12 protein-coding genes are annotated in these 18,942 nt (G+C 73.4%); all 12 read right to left on the bottom strand.

The window, feature by feature from the left end; translation table 11 throughout:
* Positions 1-704: 704 nt before the first annotated feature.
* Positions 705-1,958, bottom strand: a complete 1,254-nt coding sequence (locus ACWDBB_RS33650) for a TIGR02679 family protein (protein ID WP_449793206.1) — start codon at positions 1,956-1,958, stop codon at positions 705-707.
* Entirely contained in the window at positions 1,955-6,064 is a 4,110-nt protein-coding gene (locus ACWDBB_RS33645; protein ID WP_449793205.1) for a TIGR02680 family protein, read from the bottom strand. The genes ACWDBB_RS33650 and ACWDBB_RS33645 overlap by 4 nt, the downstream gene beginning before the upstream one ends.
* Positions 6,061-7,236: a TIGR02678 family protein gene (locus tag ACWDBB_RS33640; protein ID WP_449793204.1), complete on the bottom strand. Its 1,176-nt coding sequence runs from the start codon at positions 7,234-7,236 to the stop codon at positions 6,061-6,063. The genes ACWDBB_RS33645 and ACWDBB_RS33640 overlap by 4 nt, the downstream gene beginning before the upstream one ends.
* The gene (locus ACWDBB_RS33635; protein ID WP_449793203.1) at positions 7,233-8,813 is read right to left on the bottom strand and encodes a TIGR02677 family protein; all 1,581 of its coding nucleotides are present in this window, start codon (positions 8,811-8,813) and stop codon (positions 7,233-7,235) included. The genes ACWDBB_RS33640 and ACWDBB_RS33635 overlap by 4 nt, the downstream gene beginning before the upstream one ends.
* Positions 8,814-9,427: 614 nt before the next feature.
* Positions 9,428-9,952 (bottom strand): discoidin domain-containing protein, encoded by a 525-nt coding sequence (locus ACWDBB_RS33630; protein ID WP_449793202.1) that lies wholly within the window; start codon positions 9,950-9,952, stop codon positions 9,428-9,430.
* A 161-nt stretch (positions 9,953-10,113) separates the two neighbouring features.
* Positions 10,114-12,780 carry a glycoside hydrolase family 31 protein gene (locus ACWDBB_RS33625; RefSeq protein WP_449793201.1) on the bottom strand — a complete coding sequence of 889 codons (2,667 nt, stop codon included), beginning with the start codon at positions 12,778-12,780 and terminating at the stop codon, positions 10,114-10,116.
* A 68-nt stretch (positions 12,781-12,848) separates the two neighbouring features.
* Complete coding sequence (locus ACWDBB_RS33620; RefSeq protein ID WP_449793200.1) at positions 12,849-13,682, bottom strand: class II fructose-bisphosphate aldolase; 834 nt, start codon at positions 13,680-13,682, stop codon at positions 12,849-12,851.
* Positions 13,683-13,755: 73 nt separating this feature from the next.
* Positions 13,756-14,736: an SIS domain-containing protein gene (locus tag ACWDBB_RS33615; protein ID WP_449793199.1), complete on the bottom strand. Its 981-nt coding sequence runs from the start codon at positions 14,734-14,736 to the stop codon at positions 13,756-13,758.
* 52 nt (positions 14,737-14,788) lie between these two features.
* Entirely contained in the window at positions 14,789-15,628 is an 840-nt protein-coding gene (locus tag ACWDBB_RS33610) for a carbohydrate ABC transporter permease (RefSeq protein ID WP_449793198.1), read from the bottom strand.
* Positions 15,625-16,587 carry a carbohydrate ABC transporter permease gene (locus ACWDBB_RS33605; RefSeq protein WP_449793197.1) on the bottom strand — a complete coding sequence of 321 codons (963 nt, stop codon included), beginning with the start codon at positions 16,585-16,587 and terminating at the stop codon, positions 15,625-15,627. The genes ACWDBB_RS33610 and ACWDBB_RS33605 overlap by 4 nt, the downstream gene beginning before the upstream one ends.
* Positions 16,588-16,639: 52 nt before the next feature.
* Positions 16,640-17,920, bottom strand: coding sequence for an extracellular solute-binding protein (locus ACWDBB_RS33600; RefSeq protein WP_449793196.1), 1,281 nt, complete (start codon positions 17,918-17,920; stop codon positions 16,640-16,642).
* A gap of 193 nt (positions 17,921-18,113) precedes the next feature.
* Positions 18,114-18,872: a DeoR/GlpR family DNA-binding transcription regulator gene (locus ACWDBB_RS33595; protein ID WP_449793195.1), complete on the bottom strand. Its 759-nt coding sequence runs from the start codon at positions 18,870-18,872 to the stop codon at positions 18,114-18,116.
* Between the last annotated feature and the right edge of the window lie 70 nt (positions 18,873-18,942).

Here is an 18,942-nt window from a genome sequence, read left to right as displayed (position 1 = left end):
CGACGCATCCAGAAACGACTCGGCTGGCTCAGCCCCGACGAATACGAGGCGAAGTACTACGCCGACCAGGCGACGGCCGAACCGGTGGCCGTCGAACTACCCACACCCGTCCTGACCAGGTAATCAACGCCTCCCGCGCAGCGGGGGAAGCTCAGTTTGGCTGCGATCGAGTCGCCAGCCGATGGTCCAGTGGCTGGCGTGCGGATTGCTCTTCGATTCTCACGGTGAAGTGCGAGAGCTCCTTGATGTTTTGCTGGAGCGAGGGCTGGTGGCGCACTTGACCCTGGCGCCGCTTGGATCCGTCTGATGAGCGGGCGCAATGGTTCGATGATCGGGATGAGGCGGGCGACCCTGCCCTTGGTGTGCTTGTCGACCAGGCCGCCGGGGGCGGGGTGGTCTGTCGGCGGCAGGTCAGGATCCACTTGTCGGTATCGACGTCGCGGGCCCGGACTCCGGAAACCTCGCCGATCCCTCGCCGATCCGTGTGGCAGTGCAGGCGCTGTGGACGACGACGCGCGTGCAGGAGGGGTCCGTCGCTCTTGGCACCGTCGCCGGCGTACACGAGTGCGCCCATACGTGCCCGTCTCGGTCCGCTCTCCGGCGCGTCGAAGCACGCAGACGAGTGCTTCTGGCGGCGCGCTGGTCCGAGAAGCCATGTCCGCGAACCCCGGCCGTGTAGTGGCGAAGCGGCCGGGGCTCGTCGGCTACCGCCGGCGGAGGTCGGTGAGGAGCAGGTCCATCAGGTGCTCCTCCTCGACGCGGATGCCGTGGCGGGTGAGGGCGTCGCCCAGGGCCGGGTCCCAGGGGGTGGGGGCCGGGGTGCCGGTGGTGAGGGGGGTGCCGAGGCCGCGTTCGACGGCGGCGAGGTAGGCGGGGGCGTCGTAGTGCCAGGGCGCGGCGCCGGGCAGGCGCAGGATGCCGGTGGCGATGCGGATACCGCCCCAGTCGAAGTCGCCGTGGTACGCGATCGGGCTGCCCTGGTCGGTGAGCTGGGTGAGCAGGGCGCGGGCGGCGGCGGACGGGTTGCCCTCGACGCAGATCAGCGGCGGGCAGGCGGGGCCGAGTTCGTCGGCTGCGGCGGCGAGGACGGCCGGGTTCTCGCAGACGCGTACGGTGTGCCCGTTCAAGCCCGGATCGGACGGTCGTGCGAGTTGACGGAGCGTCAGGATGCAGGGCTCTCCGCCTTCGTGCGCGGCGGCGAGGATGCGTCCGGTCGTGTCGCGGGTCGACCCGGGCAGGCCCAGGACCAGGACGCGGGAGGAGAGCTCGTCCAGCGCCACGCCGACCGCTGCCCAGGCCGTGCGGCGACCTTCGGCGCCGGTGGCCGCCTCGGCGGGCAGCGCGGCGAGTGCGCGGACGGCGGAGAGGACGAGTGCGGCCAGCGGCCGGCCGGCGTCCAGTGCGTGGGCGTCGCCGAGGGTGTGGGCGGCGAGGACGGGGAGGGTGAGGCCGTCGGCGGGTAGCGCGGAGAGGACCCGTACGGTGTCGGCGGCCAGTTGCCGGGCCGTGGCCGGATCTGCGCCGGAGAGGCGCTTGAGCAGGCCGGTCGCGTCCAACGTGGCGAGCCAGCCGACGAGTTCGGGCCGCTCGGTGACGGACGGGTGGTCGAACTCGGCGCGTGCCCGCTGCCAGGCGGCCGCGCGGGCCGCTTCCTGGGCCCGCCGGTCGGTGACCGGGCCGGTGAGCGCGATCACGGCCGCCGCTAGCCCGTCCGGGCAGGCCAGCGACTCGCGCAGGACGCGGTCGACCTCGGCCAGCGGCACGGTCAGGGAACTGCCGGAGCGCAGCCGGCGGCCGAGCAACAGCTCGACCGCGCGGCGTTGTTCGGCGGTGGCGGCCCTGAGGGTGGCAGGGGTGTCCAGGGGCCGTCCGTCGGCCAGCCGGCCGCGGGCGCGGTCCAGCAGCCAGGCGGTTTCAGGGCCGCCGAGCAGGCGGCGCAACCGCGGCAGGTCCGTCATCGGCTACGCGCCTGCTCGCCGTCGAGCAGGGAGGGCTGATCGGCGGTGGCCGCCTGGGCAGGAACGTGCGGGACGGGCCGCTGCTCGCGGCTGCGCGTGGTGCCGTCCCAGCGCCAGGGGGTGACCAGGACGACGTCGATGCCCTCGCGGCGGCTCAGCTGGGCGATGCCGATGCCGGGGACGGTGGGGTAGCAGGCCCACTCGCGTTCGCTGGTCATCACCACGTCCAGGTCGAACGAGGCGAGCAGACCGAGGCACTTGGCCCGGGAGTCGTCGTCGACGCCGGCGAACGCCTCGTCCAGCGCGATCAGGCGCGGGGCGTGCGGGCTGCCGGAGGAGTAGTGCGAGGAGGCAGCGGCGAACAGCGGGACGGAGGCGGCGAGCACGCGTTCGCCGCCGGAGGCGGGTCCGGTGGCGGGCCGCCACTGTCCGTCCTGGCGGCGCTGGATGGTGAAGGCGTGCCAGGTGCGGTGGTCGAGGGCGCGGGTGAGCTGGTCGGCCCAGGAGTCGCCGGGGTTGTGCTCGCGGTCCTGGGCGATCCGGGCCTGGAGGAACTCGCCGACGGCGGCCCGGTCCGCGGGGGTCCAGGCGTCGGAGGACTGGCGCAGCAGACGGGTGCGGACGGCCTCCAGCCCGGGCGGGGCGTCCTTGGCGGGCTGCCACTGCAGGCGCAGGGTCATGCCGGTGGAGGTGGGGCGGGCCGCCAGGTCCTCGTTCATCGCCTGTACCTGTTCCTCGGCGGCGGCGATCAGTTCCTGGAGGGCGCCCGCGACCTCACCGACCAGGTGGTTCTCCAGCAGTTCCCGTTCCTTGGCGGAGAGCAGCCGGGTGCGCTGCTCGACCTCCTCGCGCAGCGAGTCGGCGAGCGCGGGCACGTCGTGGGTGCGGCCCTGGAAGACCACGTCGACGATCATGATGCCGTCGTGCAGGGTCATGCCGACCGAGTGGCCGTGGCGGCCCAGGGCGTCGGTGAGCACCTTGTGCTCGGTGGAGATCCGCTGCTGGATCAGCTCCCAGCGGCGCTCGGAGTCGTCGGTGCCGTCGAGTTCCTGGTTGACCGCGCGGGCCAGGGCCACGGCCGGGGTCGGGGCCCAGGGCTCGTCCAGCGGCGGGACGGCGAGCTCGGGGAGCGCGGCGGTGAGCAGGCCGGTGGCGGCGAAGGAGCGCAGGGCGCTCACGGCGCGGTCGCGTTCGGCGGTGGCCTCCTCGATCCGGGTGCGGATCTCGCCGCAGCGGCCCTCGGCGCGGGCGCGGGCGGTCATGGCCTCGTCCCGGGTGCGGCGGGTGGACTTCTCCTCGGCGTCCCGTGCGGCGATGGCCGTGTCGGTCTCGGCCAGGCGGCGGAACAGCTCGTCGACGCCTGCTCCGACGGTCTCGGCGAGCACCCGGTGGCGCTCCGCGGCGGCCTCGGCGGTGCGGCGGGCGGTGGTTTCGGCCTCGGCGGCCTCGGCGAGCGCGTCGGCCGCGGTCTCGGCCTCGGCGGCGGTCTCCGCGGCGAGGGCGGCCGAACGGGCCCGGGCGGCGGCGGCCGGGAGGAGCGCGGCGAGCGCGGCGGCGTAGCCGGAGACGGCGTCGCGGACCTGGTCGAGTTCCTCGCGGGTGGTGGGCAGATCGGTGTCCTGGGCGTATTCGTGGACCTCCCGGTCGGCTCGCCCGGCGTCCTCCTGTCGGGCGGCGGCCTCCTGCTCGGCCTCGGCCAGGCGGTCCGCCAGGCGACGTACGTCCTCGGCCTCGTGGCCGGCGCGGGCGTGCGCCTCGCGCAGCGCGTGGTCGGAGGGCTGGGTCTGCTGCTCGGCGGACAGGGCGGCGGAGCGGGCCCGGATCTGGCCGCGCTGCTCGTCCAACCCGTCGATCCGGTTGGTGAGTTCGTCGCGCTTGACGGTCAACTCGGCGAGCCGGGTGCGGCGGGCGGCCTCCCGGGCGCCCTCGCCGATGTAGTGGGCGGCGGGCTTGGTCCAACGGCCGGTCAGGGTGCCGATGCGGTAGCGGCCGTCGGTGGCGACCCAGGTGTGGTGCTCGGTGTCGCCGTCCAGGGCGATCGCGGCGAGGACGGCCCGAACCGCGTCGTCGCCGAGGGCGGCGGCCAGCGGGTCGGCGGCGTCCACGGCGGGGCGCAGCACGGCGGCGAGGCCGGCACCCGGGGCGGCCGGGCCGGGCAGCAGGGTGGCGTCCTCGGCGTCGAGCAGGGTGCCGTCCGGGGTGAGCCAGGCGTCCAGCAGTCCGGCGGCCTCCAGGGCGGCCTCGATCCCGGCGCGGTGCTCGGCCGGGACGTGGTCGGCGAAGTCGACGGCCCGCCACAGTGGCGCCCCGGGCCGGTCGGCGCGGGAGTGAGGGTCGCGGGTGTGGGCCAGGGACGGGGCGTCGTGGCCGCCGGACTCCAGACGGGCACTCTCCTCGTCCACGGCGGCGAGTTCGCGCCGGGCGGTGGCGAGTTCGGCGTCGAGTTCGGCCTCGCGGCGGGTCAGCGCGCCTACGGCCGTGCGGTACGCGGCGGTGGCGGCCTCGGCGGCGGGGCTGGGCCCGGCCAGGGTGTCGGTCCAGGCTTCGAGCTCCGCCAGGGCCTGGTCGGGGTCGGCCAGGCGCAGTTCGACGGTGCCGGCGGCCCAGGTGTGCCAGGCGGTGACCAGGGCGGTGCCCTGCTCGGTGACGGCCTGCGCGGCCTCGGCGGACCGCTCGCGGGCGGCTTCCAGGTCGGCGGAGCGGCGGGCGGCCTCGGCCCGTGCCGTGCGGGCCCGCCCCTGCGCCCGCTCGGCCTCGGTGAGCAGCGCGGCGAGGCCGGTCACGGCCTGGCGACGGCGTTCCACCGCCCGTTCGCCCGCCCGGCGGGTGTCCTGGAACGGCGCGCGGTCGAGCTCCAGTGCCCCGGCCACCGGGGCGTGGTCGATTCCGGCCGCCGCGGCGACGTCGCATGCGGTGTCGTCGGCTTCGGCGACGGCGGCCCGGTCGGCCTCGTGCTGGGTGTGCGCGGCGGCGGCGCGGCGCTGCCAGTCGTCGGCCTGACGGCGCGCGGATTGACGGGCACCGGTGCGGTCGTGGGCGACGGCGCGCAGGGCCTCGGCGGTCTTCGCGGCCCGGTCCAGCTCGCGGGCGGCGTCCATCCCGGGGCTGCGGGTGAGGGCGTCCCGGGCGGCGGCCAGGGTCTCCCGGGCGTCTTCCAGCTCCTCCAGGCGCGTCTCCGCCTGCCCCAACTGCTCCTCGGCGGCGGAGTGTTCGGCCTCGGCCTCGCCGAGGTCGCGGCCCAGGTGCTCGTACCGGCTGTGCGCGACGCGCAGCGTGCCGGCCTGGCGCCTGGCCGCGATCCGCGCGTAGCGGCGGTAGTGGGTGAGGAAGTCGGCAGCGGCGCCGGACGCCTCGGCGAGCGCTTCCAGCGCGTGCCGTTCCTCGTCCAGGCCGCGGAAGGCCTCGGCGACCTCGCCGACCAGGGCGGGGTCGAGTGGCGGCAGCGCCTCGGTGAGCGCCCTGGACAGCAGTTTCTCGTCGGGCTTCTTGGACAGCTGCGGCTGGCGCAGCTGGATCAGCAGGTTGACCAGCGCCTCGTACCGGCCCGGGCCGAGGCCGAACAACTGCTCGTCCACCGCCCGGCGGTACTCGGCGGCCGTGTCGTGGACCAGCCCGTGGCCCTGGAGCGCCTCGCGCAGCCGTTCCCGGGTGTACGGGACGCGGGTGGCGGACAGCAGCGGCAGGTCGGGGCCGACGCGCAGCGGGGTGGTGAAGAACCAGTGCTTGGCGATGCCCTTGCCCTTGACGGCCTTCAGGCCGCAGCCGATCGTCCGGTACTGCGGCGTGCCGTCCTCGCCGACCCGTCCGAACTCCAGCCAGGTGTAGCCGGTCCGCTCGTCGTGCGGGTGCTTGCCGCCGAGCAGCAGGTTCCACTCCATCCGCTTGGCGCGGTCGCCGTCCGGCTCGACCCGGTGCGCGGCGAGTTCGCCGTCCAGCAGGAAGGGCAGGGTGAGCGCGAGCACCTTGGACTTGCCGGTGCCGTTGTTGCCGCGCAGCAGCAGCCGCCCGTCGTGGAAGCGGAACTCCTCGGCGTCGTAGTAGAAGATGTCGACCAGCCCGGCGCGCAGCGGCTGCCAGCGGTTCTTGGTGGGCTGCGGCAGGGTCATGAGCGGGAGCGGGCCTTTCGGATGGTCGGGGCGGCCAGGGCGTAGCGGACCAGGGCGGGCTTGGCGGTGACGGTCGTGCCGTCGCGGGTGACCAGGTCGAGGGCGGCGAGCCGGTCCAGAGCCTGGGTGAGCAGTTCGGCCGCGGCGGCGGGCTCGGCGGCGCCCTTGCGCCAGTACGAGCGGTGCTGCACGGCCAGATCCCTTACCAGCTCGACGAGTTGGGGTTCGGTGCGGGGGCCGTCGGCCGTTGCCAGGTGGGCGGCGACCAGCATGGTGGCGTGGCCGTCCGTGCCCTGCTCGGGCATCCGCACGTCGGTGAGCTCGTCGTCCGGGTCGACCATGGCGATGCCCTCGGCGCGCAGCTCCGCCACCAGGCCGGTGAGTTCGGTGATCCGGCGGGTGATCGCGTGGCGCTGGGAGACCAGGTAGGCCCGCTCGTCCTCCGGCAGCTCGGCGTAGTACACCACCGGGTCGTCCAGCAGTCTGCGGGTGAGCCGGTGGCGCAGCGCCCGCAGCCTCAACTCCTCGGTCTCGGGCGTGACCTCCGAAGTGAGCAGGTCCAGCAGCCGGTCCGGGGCGGCGGTTTCGACGGTGGACGGGCCGCGCGTCGCGGACAGCAGCGCGGCCAGGACGCGGCGGCGCACGTCGTAGAGCACGTCGTTGGAGGCCTCCGACAGGTACGCCTCCTCGTCGCCCGCGACGCGGTGCAGCACACCCGAGTCCAGCAGCAGCCGTACGGCGGCCACCAGGTCGGTCCGCTCCTCGCGGCGGTCCAGCCCGAACTCGACGCCCGACGCCACCAGCACCGGATCGGCGGCCGCCGTCAGCACGCCGTCCGCCAGCCGGCCCAGGGTGATCTGGGCGTCGGCCCGTTCCAGTACCGCCAGCGCCAGGCACAGCAGCACGTAGCGACGGCGGGTGAACGCCACCTTCGTGCGCGGCGCCCTGGCGGGCCGGGTCGCGTCGTCCAGCCGGGCGGGCGTCTTGTACAGGCGCGCGGTCTCGGCGTCGACCACCAGCCGCCAGCCGGTCTCCTGGGTGAACCAGGCCGCCAGCTCGCCCGCGTGCTTGCGCACGAGCCGGAACTCCTGGTGCCCGGTGGCCATCAGCGGTGAGGCGAGCAGCGCCCGGGCGGCCCGGCGCCGCTCGGCCTGGATCTCGGCGTCGGTCATGCCGCACTCCCGGTGGGCGAGAGGTCGATGATCTCGATGATGTGCTCCGGCCCGGAGAGCACCCCGTCTGCCGTCATGATCTCCACCACCGTGTCCGGGTCCACCAGCTTCAGCCGGATCTCCATCGTGCCGTCCCCGGTGATCGCCGAGGACTCGCTCTCGCCGGGTATCCGGGCCGAGAGCGCGTCGCCGAGCACCGCCAGGAACAGCCGGAAGGCGTGCGGGTCGAGCCCGTCCGGGCCGGCCAGCTCGGAGAGCAGCACCGGGCCGTCGGTGGCCAGTCGCGCCCGGGCGGCGGTGGTCTGGGCGGCTTCCAGCTCGACCTGCTCGGCCAGCACCTGCCGCGCCGCCGTGCGGTCCGCGACCCGGTTGGGCGCGCCGCGCCGCTCGTACGAGCCGGTCTCGCGAAGCCGCGGGCTGATCTCCAGGGCCGGGGCCTCCGCCCACGGGGTGCCGGCGGGCAGTTCCGCATCCTGCCAGGCCGCCTCGGTGGCGGCGTCCACCGTCAGGTGGCGGGCCGGGGTGAGCGCGAAGGCGGCCCGCCACAGCCGGTGCGCGGCGGCGTCGTCGGACGCCTGTGCGAAGAGACGGGCCAGCGCCCGGAAGTCGGCCGAGCGGTCCGAACGGCCGCCGCGCCGCTCGTTCAGCGCCGCCACGGTGTTCACCAGGCCGGTGATCGCACTGACCGCCGCGCTGCGCAGCAGTTTCGCCTGGGAGGGCTGGCGGGCGGATCGGCTGAGGAACCAGTCGGCCAGGCCCCGCCAGCGGTTCTCCCACGCGGTCAGCGCCGCCCGCGTCGCTTCCGCGCGGGCCTGCTCCGCCTCCGGCGCCTCCGAGTCGGGTACGGCGTCACCGGCCTCCCGCCGCGCGGCCGCCCGCAGCAGCCGCTCCACGCCGGCGGCGTTCAGCCGGGTCAGCAGGTCCGCGATCTGCGCGCCGCGGCCCGCCAGGTCGGCGATGAATCGCTCGATGTACTCGACCAGCCGGTCCTTGTACGCGATGAACGCGTCCTCGTCGCCGTCCTGGAAGTCGATGGTGCGGCGCAGCGAGGCCATGAACGCCTGGGCGTTGTCAGCCAGGCTGCCGAACCGCTCGGCGATCTGGAGCAGCAGCAGGTGCGCCTTCGCCGGGTCGGGGTCCTGCGCCCGCGCGAGGACCAGCAGCGAGCCCAGCTGTTCGGCGATGTCCGCCAGCGCCACCGACTGCAACTGCCCGCGCTGGCCCAGCGCCTGCTCGTACAGGGCCACCGCGCGCAGCGCGGCCTGACCGTGGCGGGTGAGTTGGTACAGGTAGCGCGCCCGGTGGAAGTCCTCGACCGAGGTCACCCGGCCGGTGTCGGCGTCCGCCCGGAGGTTGCCCCACTCGACCAGCTTCTCCAGCGCCGCGCCGACCGCCTCGACCGGCGCGGCTGCCGCGCCGTCGGCGCCCCGGCGCAACTCGGCTGCCACGTCCTCCGGCCGCAGGTGGACGATGAACCGCTCCCGCGCCTGCGCGAACACGGCCAGGACCTGCCCGTACAGGACGGCGTTCGGGGCCTGGAGATGGGCGAACGGCTGAGGCGGTGGAGCAGTGGACACGCGCCCCAGTCTTACAGAGCCCGCCACCCGCTCGGGCACGAACCGGAAACTCCGGGCAGCGGGGCGATCTCGACCGCGACACCCAGCGGTCGAACGTGAAACCCGGGAGGGGGCACGGCCCCGGCCTGGGCGGAGCACGACGCCCACCGCCGCGTAGGGCACGAAGGCGCGGAAGAGCCGCAGACGTTCGCTCTGCAACGCGCGCTCGTCCAGGCTCCGGACGCTCTCGCGCAGTTCCTCCCCACTCTCGTGCGCCTGCACGGCCGTCAGAGCATGGGAGACAACGTCCGCGCCAGGGTTGGCCTTCATCCGCCGGTGCTGGTAGCAGACCTCCATCCCGGCCTCGACCGGGACCTTGCAGGGGAAGCCGTTGGGTGGCACCAGGTCGGCGCGGGCTGCGACGGCCAGGGGCGCCGTGCGGGCGCCGACCGAGTCGGCGCCCGCACGGCGCCGGCGTGGTGATGGACTGGGCGAGTTCGCCGGGGTCGGCGCCCCAGTGCAGGACGACCGGCACGCCGGGGCCCGAGACGTCCAGGATCAGGGCCGTCCCGGCCGCGCGGAGCACGGCCGGGACGGGGTGGTGCACTGTCATGCGTTCGTCTTCCGAGAGGGAGTCATCCGGTGGGGAGGGGGCACAGGCCGATGACGTTCAGCTCGGCGCAGGAGGTCCAGGGGCTGCCGTTGACCTCCGACAGCGCCCGGAACCGAACATAACGCCCGGTGACACCAGTGAAGTTGACGTTCTTCAGGGTGTTGTCCTTGGCGAACGTACCAGTGGCCGCCGGCCCTCCCCAGGTGGCGCCGTCCGCGCTGACGTAGAACTCGTACTGGCCGACCCAGCCGTTCTGTGAACCGTCCTGGCGGGGCAGGTAGCTGAAGCCGGAGACGGTGTGCGCGGCCTTCATGTCGAGCTGGATCTCGTGCGGGCAGGTGGGGGCGGGTGAGGCGCCCGTCCAGCGGGTGTGCCAGAAGGTGGCCATGGAGCCGTCCAGGGCGTTGGTCGCCGCGTCGTTCTCCGCGGTCGTCTCCTGGCTGTCGGTGTAGGCCACGGTCCAGCCCGTGCGCGGGAGGATGTGTGGGCCGCCGCCGTCGAGCTGGACGTTGAAGTGGGAGGTGCCGTTCATGGTGAGGGTCAGCACGAGGGTGAGGTTCCACCCTGATCTCGGACAGCGGGTTCTTGCGCTGCGGTGGTGCCGATCGCCGCCTTCAGCAAGCCGAAGAAGCTCTCGGCTGCGGCGTTGTCGCGGACCGGCTCCCCCGCGGCGCATCGTGCGCGCGGGGGAGCCGGTCCGGTTGCCGGTCAGTGGCCGCCGTGGATGAGTTCGACGGAGAAGCCGTGGTCGGTGGACAGTTTCGGCGTCCTGACCGTGGTCACCCCGGTCGCGGCGTCGTAGTACCAGCCCGCGGTGGCCGCGTCGAGCGCCGCGGCCGAGGCCAGCCGGGGCAGCGGGCCGCCCTCGGTGACCACCTGGCGCGGGGCCGGCTGGCCGTGCACCGTGAAGCGGTACGCCCGGGAGGCCGGCTTGCCGGAGTAACTCCCCTCACTGGCACCGACCTTGACGACGGTCACCGGTCCGGCGGCGTGCACGTCGACCTGCTGGGTGGCCGAGGCGCCGGCGGTGAACTGCCGGGTGACGCCGTCGTCCTCGTACAGGGTGTAGGAGGAGTCGCCCTTCGCCGACGGGTAGATGTCGTAGTCGAGTTCGGAGCGGTCCCGGGTCTGCCAGGACAGCGTCCCCTCGGGCCACATGGGCACGATCGCGCCGCCGCGGACGAACAGCGGCAGGGTGTCGAGCGGGGCGGAGTAGCCGTCGATCGTGGTCGGACCCTGGTAGGTGCGGCCGGTCCAGTAGTCGGTCCAGGTGCCCTCGGGGAGGTGGATGCCGTCGCGCACGGCGGTGTCGGAGTAGACCGGTGCGACCAGGAAGTCGGGCCCGGCCAGGAACTCGTACCTCGCGTTCGGCCCGAGGGCGTCGGTGTCGTGCGGGTACTCCAGTGGGAGGGGGCGGACGGCGCCGATGCCGGTCCTGGTGGCCTCCGCGGAGAGGGTGTACATGTACGGCAGCAGCCGCTCCTTGAGCTGCAGGTACTTGCGGTTGATCGAGGTGTACGGCTCGCCGTCCAGCCAGGGCTGCTGGTCGCGCTGCTCCTTGCCCGTCATGTCCCGGGCCCAGCCGTCCATGGTCATGATCGACGGGAGGAAGGCCTTCCACTGCAGGTCGCGGGTGTACATCTTCGGGTCGCGGCGGAAGATCGAGCCGACGTCGCCGGTGTTGTAGGCGATGCCGGACATGGTGGCGCCGGCGTACGTGGGGATCTGCCAGCGGATGTAGTCCCAGGACAGGCTCTGGTCGCCGCTCCACAGCACGCCGCAGCGCTGCGCGCCGGCCCAGGAGACGGGCAGCCAGACGAAGCCGCGGGCGTCGCTGTTGTCCTCGATGCCGGCCTTGGCCTGGTCGCAGGCGTTCAGCGCGAAGTCGTAGCCGTTGCCGACCCAGGCCACGTCGAGCTTGCGCACCCGGACGCCGGCCTTGACCTCCTCGGCTTGGTTGGGCAGGCCGTTCTGGGTCCAGAGGCCGAGTTGGGCGTGGTCCTTGCGCAGGCCCTCGCCGGTTTGCGGCAGGTTCTCGTAGCCGCAGCCGTAGCCGTCGTTGACCAGCATCCAGCCCAGCGGCATCTGGTTCCGCACGTAGCCGTCGGCGACCTTCACGGCGTCCGCTGTGTGGCGCTCGCCGCGGTTGGCGTTGTGCAGGTAGCAGTCGGAGTCGCCGGGCTCCAGACCGTAGACCGGCGGCATGAAGGGCTTGCCGACCAGGGCGGTGTACCGGCCGATCACCGACTTGACGTCACCGGTGAAGTAGTAGGCGTCCAGGCGGCGTTCCTGCTGCCCGGTGCGGACGGGGGAGCCGAAGTCGTAGATCCCCGGGGCGAAGGTGTTGCGGAAGACGCCGTAGCCGGCCGTGGAGACGTAGAACGGCTGGGAATTGTTCCAGCCGCCCTCGTTCCAGTTGGTGCTGTTGGCGACGTGGATGGTCTGGTCGCGGTGCGAGAAGGAGCCGTTCTGCTCGCCGCCGCCGAAGAACTGCTCGTCGGCGCCGCGCACCAGGCTCTGCCGCAGCCCGCCGGTGCTCCAGCGCAGCGGGGCGTCCTCCTGCCACAGGGCGGTGCGGTCGTCGGCCTTGTACAGGCCGAACCGCAGGGGGTGCTTGTAGACCCGCAGCACCAGGTCCGCGGAGCGGATGCCGTAGTAGTCGCCGGCGTCGAAGGTGCTGGTGTCGCGCTGGAGTTCGGGCTGTTTGCGGATGATGGTGCTGCCCGCAGGGTCGGTGAGCACGCCGTCCGGGGCGGCGCGCAGGCGCAGCTGGTCGTCGGCGAGGAAGTCGACCTTGGCCTTCAGAGGGCCGGCGGCGATGTCGTAGCTGCCCTGGCCGCCGCCGAAGGAGGTCAGGTCGCCGGCGTCGGTGGTCTGCGGCAGGTAGGCGCGGCCGGTGAAGGAGCCGCCGTGGACGTCGTAGGGCACGACCAGGACGTGGTAGGTACCGGAGGCCTGCGGGATCACCGTCGCCTCGGGGTCGGCGGTGCCGGCGCTCTCGGCGACCTCCTTGCCGGCGGCGTCGTAGACGTAGAGGTCGAAGTCCTCGGTGGGGTCCTGCCACTGGATCGAGAGCGGGACGCCGCCCTCCGGGTTGTCGGCCCAGTAGCCGGCCGGCACGTCGACGGTCAGGTCGAAGCGGCCGCAGACGGTGCCGCCCGGGTCCTGGGTGGCCGACGGGCAGCTGGTCGCGCCGCCGAGTGTCCCCTTGGCGTACGCCGGGCTCTGCCAGGTGGTGCTCTGGTGGCCCTGGTCGAGGACGGCGGAGGCGGGAGCCGCCGCTCGGGCCGGGAGGGTGGGCCCGGTGACGGCGGCGAGGCTGGTCAGGGCCGCCGCGAGGGCGGCCCTTCGGAGGTGGGGGCGGATGAGGCGCACGGGGTTCTCCTGTCGGCTGGGGGAGCGGTGCGGGAGCGGTGCGGCGCCGGGGCCGGGGCCGGGCACGGTCAGGGGGTGAGCAGGCGCAACAGCCGGGCGACTTCGGCGGCCACGGCCTCCCGGGCGGGGGCGAGGTAGCGGCGGGTGTCGACGGCCTCGGGGTGAGCACCGAGGTGGGCGCGGACGGCCCCGGTGAACACCCGGTTGAGCCGGGTGCCGATGTTGACCTTCGTCATGCCGGCCCGGACGGCCTCGGCCAGCCCCGCGTCCGGGACGCCGGAGGAGCCGTGCAGCACCAGCGGGACGGGCACGGCCGCGCGCAGCCGGGCGATCAGCGCGAGGTCGAGGACGGCGTCCCGGGTGGCCATCGCGTGCGAGCTGCCCACCGCCACCGCCAGGGCGTCGACCCCGGTCGCGGCGACGAAGTCCCGTGCTTGGTCCGGATCGGTGCGCACGCCGGGTGCGTGGGCGCCGTCCTTGCCGCCGATCTCGCCGAGCTCGGCCTCCACCTGGACGCCCCACGCGTGGCAGTGGCCCACGACCTCCCGGGTCGCGGCGACGTTCTCCTCGTACGGCAGGGCGGAGCCGTCGAACATCACCGAGCCGAGGCCCAGCCCGACGGCCTCGCGCACCAGCTCGGCCGACTCCGCGTGGTCGAGGTGGACGGCGACCGGGACGCTCGCCGCGCGTGCGATCGACAGCGCGGCGAGCGCGATCGGTTCGAGCCCGCCGTGGTAGCGAGCGGTGTTCTGACTGATCTGCAGGATCACCGGCCGCCGGGCGGCCTGCGCCCCGGCGACGATCGCCTGGGCGTGCTCGATCTGCACGAGGTTGAACGCCCCCGTACCGGCGCCCCGTTCGGCGGCCGTGCGGACGATCTCGGCGGTCGGGGTGAGCGGCACGGGGTTCCTCCACGGGGACGGCGGGGATCGGGCGCAGCGGGCATCGGGCAGGGCGGGGATCGGGCGGGCGCGGTCAGGTGCGCTGCCGGTCGCCGAGTACGACCGACCGGGTGAGGTGGCGCGGCCGGTCCGGGTCGACGCCGCGCGACCCGGCCACTGCGACGGCCAGCCGCTGCGCCCGGACGAGGTCGGCCAGCGGGTCCGACTCCGTCGCGGCGTCGCCGGATTCGGCGACCAGGAGGGCGCCGGCCCGGGTGACGTCCTCGGCGAGTCCGGCGGGCGCCGGGCCGAACACCCAGGTCACCCGGCCCGGCGCGGCGATGCTGATCGGGCCGTGCCGGTACTCCATCGCCGGGTACGCCTCCGTCCAGGCGCCCGCGGCCTCGCGCATCTTCAGTCCGGCCTCCAGCGCCAGCCCGTACGTCCAGCCGCGTCCGAGGAAGGTGAACTGTTCGGCGCCGCACAGCTCGGAGGGTAGCGGCGCCGTGACGGCGCGTTCGGCGTCGAGGACGGCCCGGGCCAGCGGGCGGACGCCGTCCGGCCGCGCGCCCTCGGCCTCCAGGTGGGCCCGCAGCAGGGCGAGCACGCTGGTGGCGAAGCGGGTCTGCACCACCGAGCGCTCGTCCGCGAAGTCCAGCACGGCGACGGCGTCGGCGAGCGCTATGACCGGGGTGGCGGGGTCGGCGGTGACGGCGCTGGTGGGCACTCCGGCCGCCCGGGCGTTCCCGAGCAGGTCGAGCACCTCGGTCGTGGTGCCGGAGCGGGAGATGGCCAGGATCCGGTCGTACGCGCGGCCGGGCGGGAACTCCGAGGCGGCGAAGGCGTCCGTGGTGCCGTGGCCGCCGTCCTCGCGCAGGGCCGCGTAGGCCTGCGCCATGAACCAGGAGGTGCCGCAGCCGACGACGGCGACCCGCTCGCCGCGGCGGGGCAGCGCGTCGGTGTGCCGGGGCAGGGCGTCGCCGGCGCGGCGCCAGCAGTCCGGTTGCGAGGCGATCTCGGCGGCGGTGTGCGAGGGCTTGGCGGCCGTGGTGTCGGCGGGCTTGGCGGAGGTCATGCGGTGGGCTCCTTCGGATGGGTGGCGGGGGCGTTCGACCGGGCGTGGTCGGCTACTTGACCGATCCGGCGGTCAGTCCGGCGACCACGTGCCGCTCGATCAGGGCGAACAGCACCACGACCGGCACGATCGCGACGACCGATCCGGCGAACAGGTAGTTCCACTCGACGGTGTAGTTGCCGATGAAGCTGTTGATCCCGACGGTGAGCGGCTGGCTCCGCGGCTCGGTGGACAGGGTCAGGCCCATCACGAACTCGTTCCAGGCCGAGATGAAGGTGAAGATCACCGCGGTGACCACGCCGGGCATGGCCAGCGGCAGGACCACCCGGCGCAGCGCACCGAGCCGGCCGAGGCCGTCGAGCAGCGCGGCCTCCTCCAACTCCACCGGGATGGAGGAGAGGTAGGCGGTGAGGATCCAGACCGCGAAGGCCAGGTTGAAGGCGGCGTTGCAGAGGATCAGGGTCCAGACCGAGTTGAGCATGTCGAGCTGGTAGAACTCGCGGTAGAGGCCCACCAGCAGCGAGGTGGGCTGGAACATCTGGGTGACCAGGACGAGCAGCAGGAAGAGCCGCCGGCCCCGGTACCGGACCCGGGCCGTGTAGTACGCGGCGGGCAGCGCGACCAGCAGGGCCAGCAGGGTCGAGCCGCCGGCGACCAGCAGGGTGACCCGCAGGTTGCCTCCGAGGGTCGAGTCGCGCCACACGCCGACGAAGTTCGACCAGGCGAAGTGGCGCGGCAGGTAGCCCGCGTCGCGCAGTTCGTCGGCAGGGCGCAGCGCGGTGACGGCCATCTCCAGGTACGGGAGCAGGAAGACGGCCGCCAGCAGCCAGGCGACGGCGGCCAGCACGACGGTGCGCGGCCGGATCGGGCGGCCGGTGCGCCGGGCTCTCAACTCTCCTCCCCGTTCCAGCGGCTGACCTTCAGGAAGACCAGGACCATCAGCACCACAAGGGCGAAGTTGACCACCGACATGGCCGCGGACTCGCCGATGTCGGTGCTCTTCAGCTGGTACATGAACACCGTGGTGGTGGCGGTGTCGCTGCTCGGGCCGCCCTGGGTCATGCCCCAGATGACGGGGAAGGAGTTGAAGACGTTGATCAGGTTGATGACGACCCCGACCAGGAAGGCCGGGCGCAGCAGCGGCAGGGTGATCCGCCGGTAGGTCTGCCAGGTCGAGGCGCCGTCCACCCGGGCCGCCTCGTACACGTCGGCGGGGACGGTCTGCAAGCCGGCGAGCAGGGTGTAGGTGGTGAACGGCAGCGAGACGAAGACGGCGACGAACACCATCCAGGGCCAGGCGGTCGAGGGGTCGCCGAGCCAGTCCCGGGGGCCGTCGATCAGCCCGAGGTCGGTCATGGCGGTGTTGAGCACCCCGGCGGTCCGGTCGAGCATCCACTTGAAGCCGATGGAGGTCATCAGCACGGACGCGGCCCAGGGGGCGATCAGGGCCCAGCGGGCGTACCGGCGGCCCGGGAAGCGCTGGTCGAACAGCTGGGCGAGGCCGAGGGAGAGCAGCATGGTCAGGCCGACCACCGCGGCGGTCCAGGCCACCGTGGCGAGCAGGACGTGGCCGAGGTCGCTCTCGCCGAACAGCTTGCGGTACTTGTCCAGCCCGGCGGAGCCCCGGACGAAGCCGCTGGTGCTGATGCGCAGGAAGGAGGTGCGCACCATCTCGTAGACGGGCCACAGCACGACGGCGAGGATCAGCAGGACGGCCGGGGCGATCCAGGGCAGCGGCCCGAGCCGGCCCGGGCGGGTGCCCCGGGGTGCGGGGCGGCGCGGGAGGGTGCGGCCCGGAGGTGGGGGGCGCCGCGCGGTGTCGGCGGGCGCCGCCGGGGAGTCGGTGGTCACGGGGTGCCTTTCGAGGGCTTCGCGGGTGCTCGGCTTCGCGGCCTCGCGGCCGCTACTTGTTCGCGACGGCGTCCTGGGCCTTCTTCTGCAGGTCGCCGAGGACCTTGGCCGGGTCGCCCGAGACGGCGGCGCCGATGCCCTTCTTGAGCTCGGCCGAGACCGCGTCCCAGCTGGTGTCGCCGAGCGGGTAGAAGACGGCGTGCGGCAGCAGGGCGAAGAACGGTTCGAGGTCCTTGTGCTTGCCGCTCGCGGTCATGTCGCTCAGGGCGCTCTGGGTGACCGGCATCAGGTTGTAGGTCTCGTCGAACTTGAGCAGGTTGTCCTTGGTGTACGCGAAGTCGAGGAACTTCCTGATCTGGTCGCGGTGGCCGTTCTTCTTGAAGGCCATCATCCAGTCCGCCACGCCGAGCGTGGAGGCGAGCGGGCCCGCCTTGCCGGGGACGGGGACGATGCCGTAGTCGACCTTGCCCGCCTGGGCCATCTGGATCAGCGACGGGTGGCCGTTGAGCATGGCGGCCTTGCCTGCGGCGAAATCGGCGAAGGCGGTCTTGCGGTCGGTGGTGGCCGGGTTGGGGTAGGTGAGGCCGGGGCCGACCAGGTTGGCCTTGAGCCAGCCGAAGGTGTCGATGTCGGCCTGGCTGTTCAGGGCGTACGCGCCGTCCTTGCCGGTGGGGCCGCCGCCGTTGCCGAGCTCCCAGAGCATGCTCTCGCCCTGCGCCTCCTCCGGGCCGAGCGGCAGCGCGTACGGGGTGACGCCGGGCACCTTGGCCTTGACCTGTTCGGCGTCCTTGCGCAACTCCTCCCAGGTGGTGGGCGGTTGGTCGATGCCCGCCTGCCGGAAGACGGCCTTGTTGTAGAACAGGGCGCGGGAGGAGGAGACGAACGGGATGCCGTACTGCACGCCCTTGACCTCGCCGGCCTTGGCGAAGCTCTCGATGAGGTCGGCCCGGGTGCCGGGCGACAGCACGTCCTCGGCCGTGTAGAGGAGGTCGTCGGCGACCTTGTCGGCGTACCCGCCGGTCTGCAGGACGTCCGGCATGTTGCCGCTCTGGATCATCGTCTTGACCTGCTTGTCGATGTCGTTCCAGTTCACCACCTGGACGTCGACCGTGATGTCCGGATTGGCCGCGGTGAATGCGGTGGCGACGTCGTGCCAGTAGGTCTTCGAGCTGTTGGACTCCTTGTCGCCGTAGTCGGCGGCGACCAGCTTGAGCGTCACCTTGCCGTCGGCGCCGGTCCCGTCGCCGCTTCCGCCGCTGCCGCTTCCGCAGGCCGTGAGGGCGAGGGCGCCGAGGGCGCACGCCGTGGAGAGGGCCAGCACACGTGTCTTCACCGCAGTTACCGCCTTCGTACGCGCTTGATCGATTGATCTGAGATGCTTGAAGAAAGCTGGTTTTGAGCAGGTTCGAACGAGTTTGCTGCGTCAGGGAGTCCATGTCAACCGTCGGGGCAGCAGAAAGCCCGGCCGGGACGGCCCCGGCCGGGCTTCGGATGCAGCTGCGGGTGCGGCTTCGGGCGCACGGGAGTCAGGCGCGCAGGACCCGCACCCCGCAGCCGGTGATCGCCTCATCCTGATGGTCCGTCATCTCGTCGTCGGTGACCAGGTCGTGGACCTCGGCGAGCGGGCAGATCCTGGCGAAGGTGACCCGGCCGATCTTGGTGCTGTCGGCCAGCACCACCGAGCGCGCGCTGCTGCGCAGGAACGCGCGGTCGGTCTGCGCCTCCATCTCGTCGTGCGTGGTGCAGCCCTCCTGGGCGGTCAGGCCGTCCACGCCGATGAAGGCGAGGTCGAGGTGGTACTGGGCGAGCATCCGGTCGGCGGCCGGCCCCACCAGCTCGTAGCTCGTGGTGCGGGCGATGCCGCCGACCACCACCAGGCGGACGTCCGGCCGGACGATCAGGTCGGCCGCGATGTTCACGGCGTTGGTGACGATGGTGATTCCGCCGCGCTCGGCGAGCACCCGGGCCAGCTCGCTCGTCGTCGTGCCGCCGGTGAGGCCCACCACCGCGCCGTCCGGCACCAGCCGGTCGGCCGTCAGCGCGATCCGCCGCTTCTCCGCCTGCCGCGTGCCGTGCTTGTGGCGCAGCGGCAGTTCGAGGTTGACGGCACCGGTGACCGCCCCGCCGCGGGTGCGGTGCAGCAGCCCCTGGTCGTGCAAATCCTGCAGGTCGCGGCGGACGGTGGCCGCCGACACCTGCAGGAGCCCGGCCAGCTCGTGCACGTCGGCGCTGCCCGTCTCGGTGAGGTGCGCGAGGATCCGGGAGTTGCGGTCAGCTTTGAGCATGACGGAAGTCTAGTGCCGCCCGCGCGAGGGACGATCTTTGCGCGGAACTGCTCGGAACGGCGGCCGCGGC

The sequence above is a fragment of the Kitasatospora sp. NPDC001095 genome (genome assembly GCF_053598615.1).
Note: the sequence above shows the minus strand (reverse complement) of the source record. Positions and strands in the feature narration are given on the sequence as shown.

Excerpts from the sequence above, each read along its gene's own strand:
- ACWDBB_RS33595 (WP_449793195.1), bottom strand. The coding sequence starts at position 18,872 with ATGCTCAAAGCTGACCGCAACTCCCGGATCCTCGCGCACCTCACCGAG.
- ACWDBB_RS33615 (WP_449793199.1), bottom strand. The coding sequence starts at position 14,736 with ATGACCTCCGCCAAGCCCGCCGACACCACGGCCGCCAAGCCCTCGCAC.
- ACWDBB_RS33645 (WP_449793205.1), bottom strand. The coding sequence starts at position 6,064 with ATGACCCTGCCGCAGCCCACCAAGAACCGCTGGCAGCCGCTGCGCGCC.
- ACWDBB_RS33640 (WP_449793204.1), bottom strand. The coding sequence starts at position 7,236 with ATGACCGACGCCGAGATCCAGGCCGAGCGGCGCCGGGCCGCCCGGGCG.
- ACWDBB_RS33650 (WP_449793206.1), bottom strand. The coding sequence starts at position 1,958 with ATGACGGACCTGCCGCGGTTGCGCCGCCTGCTCGGCGGCCCTGAAACC.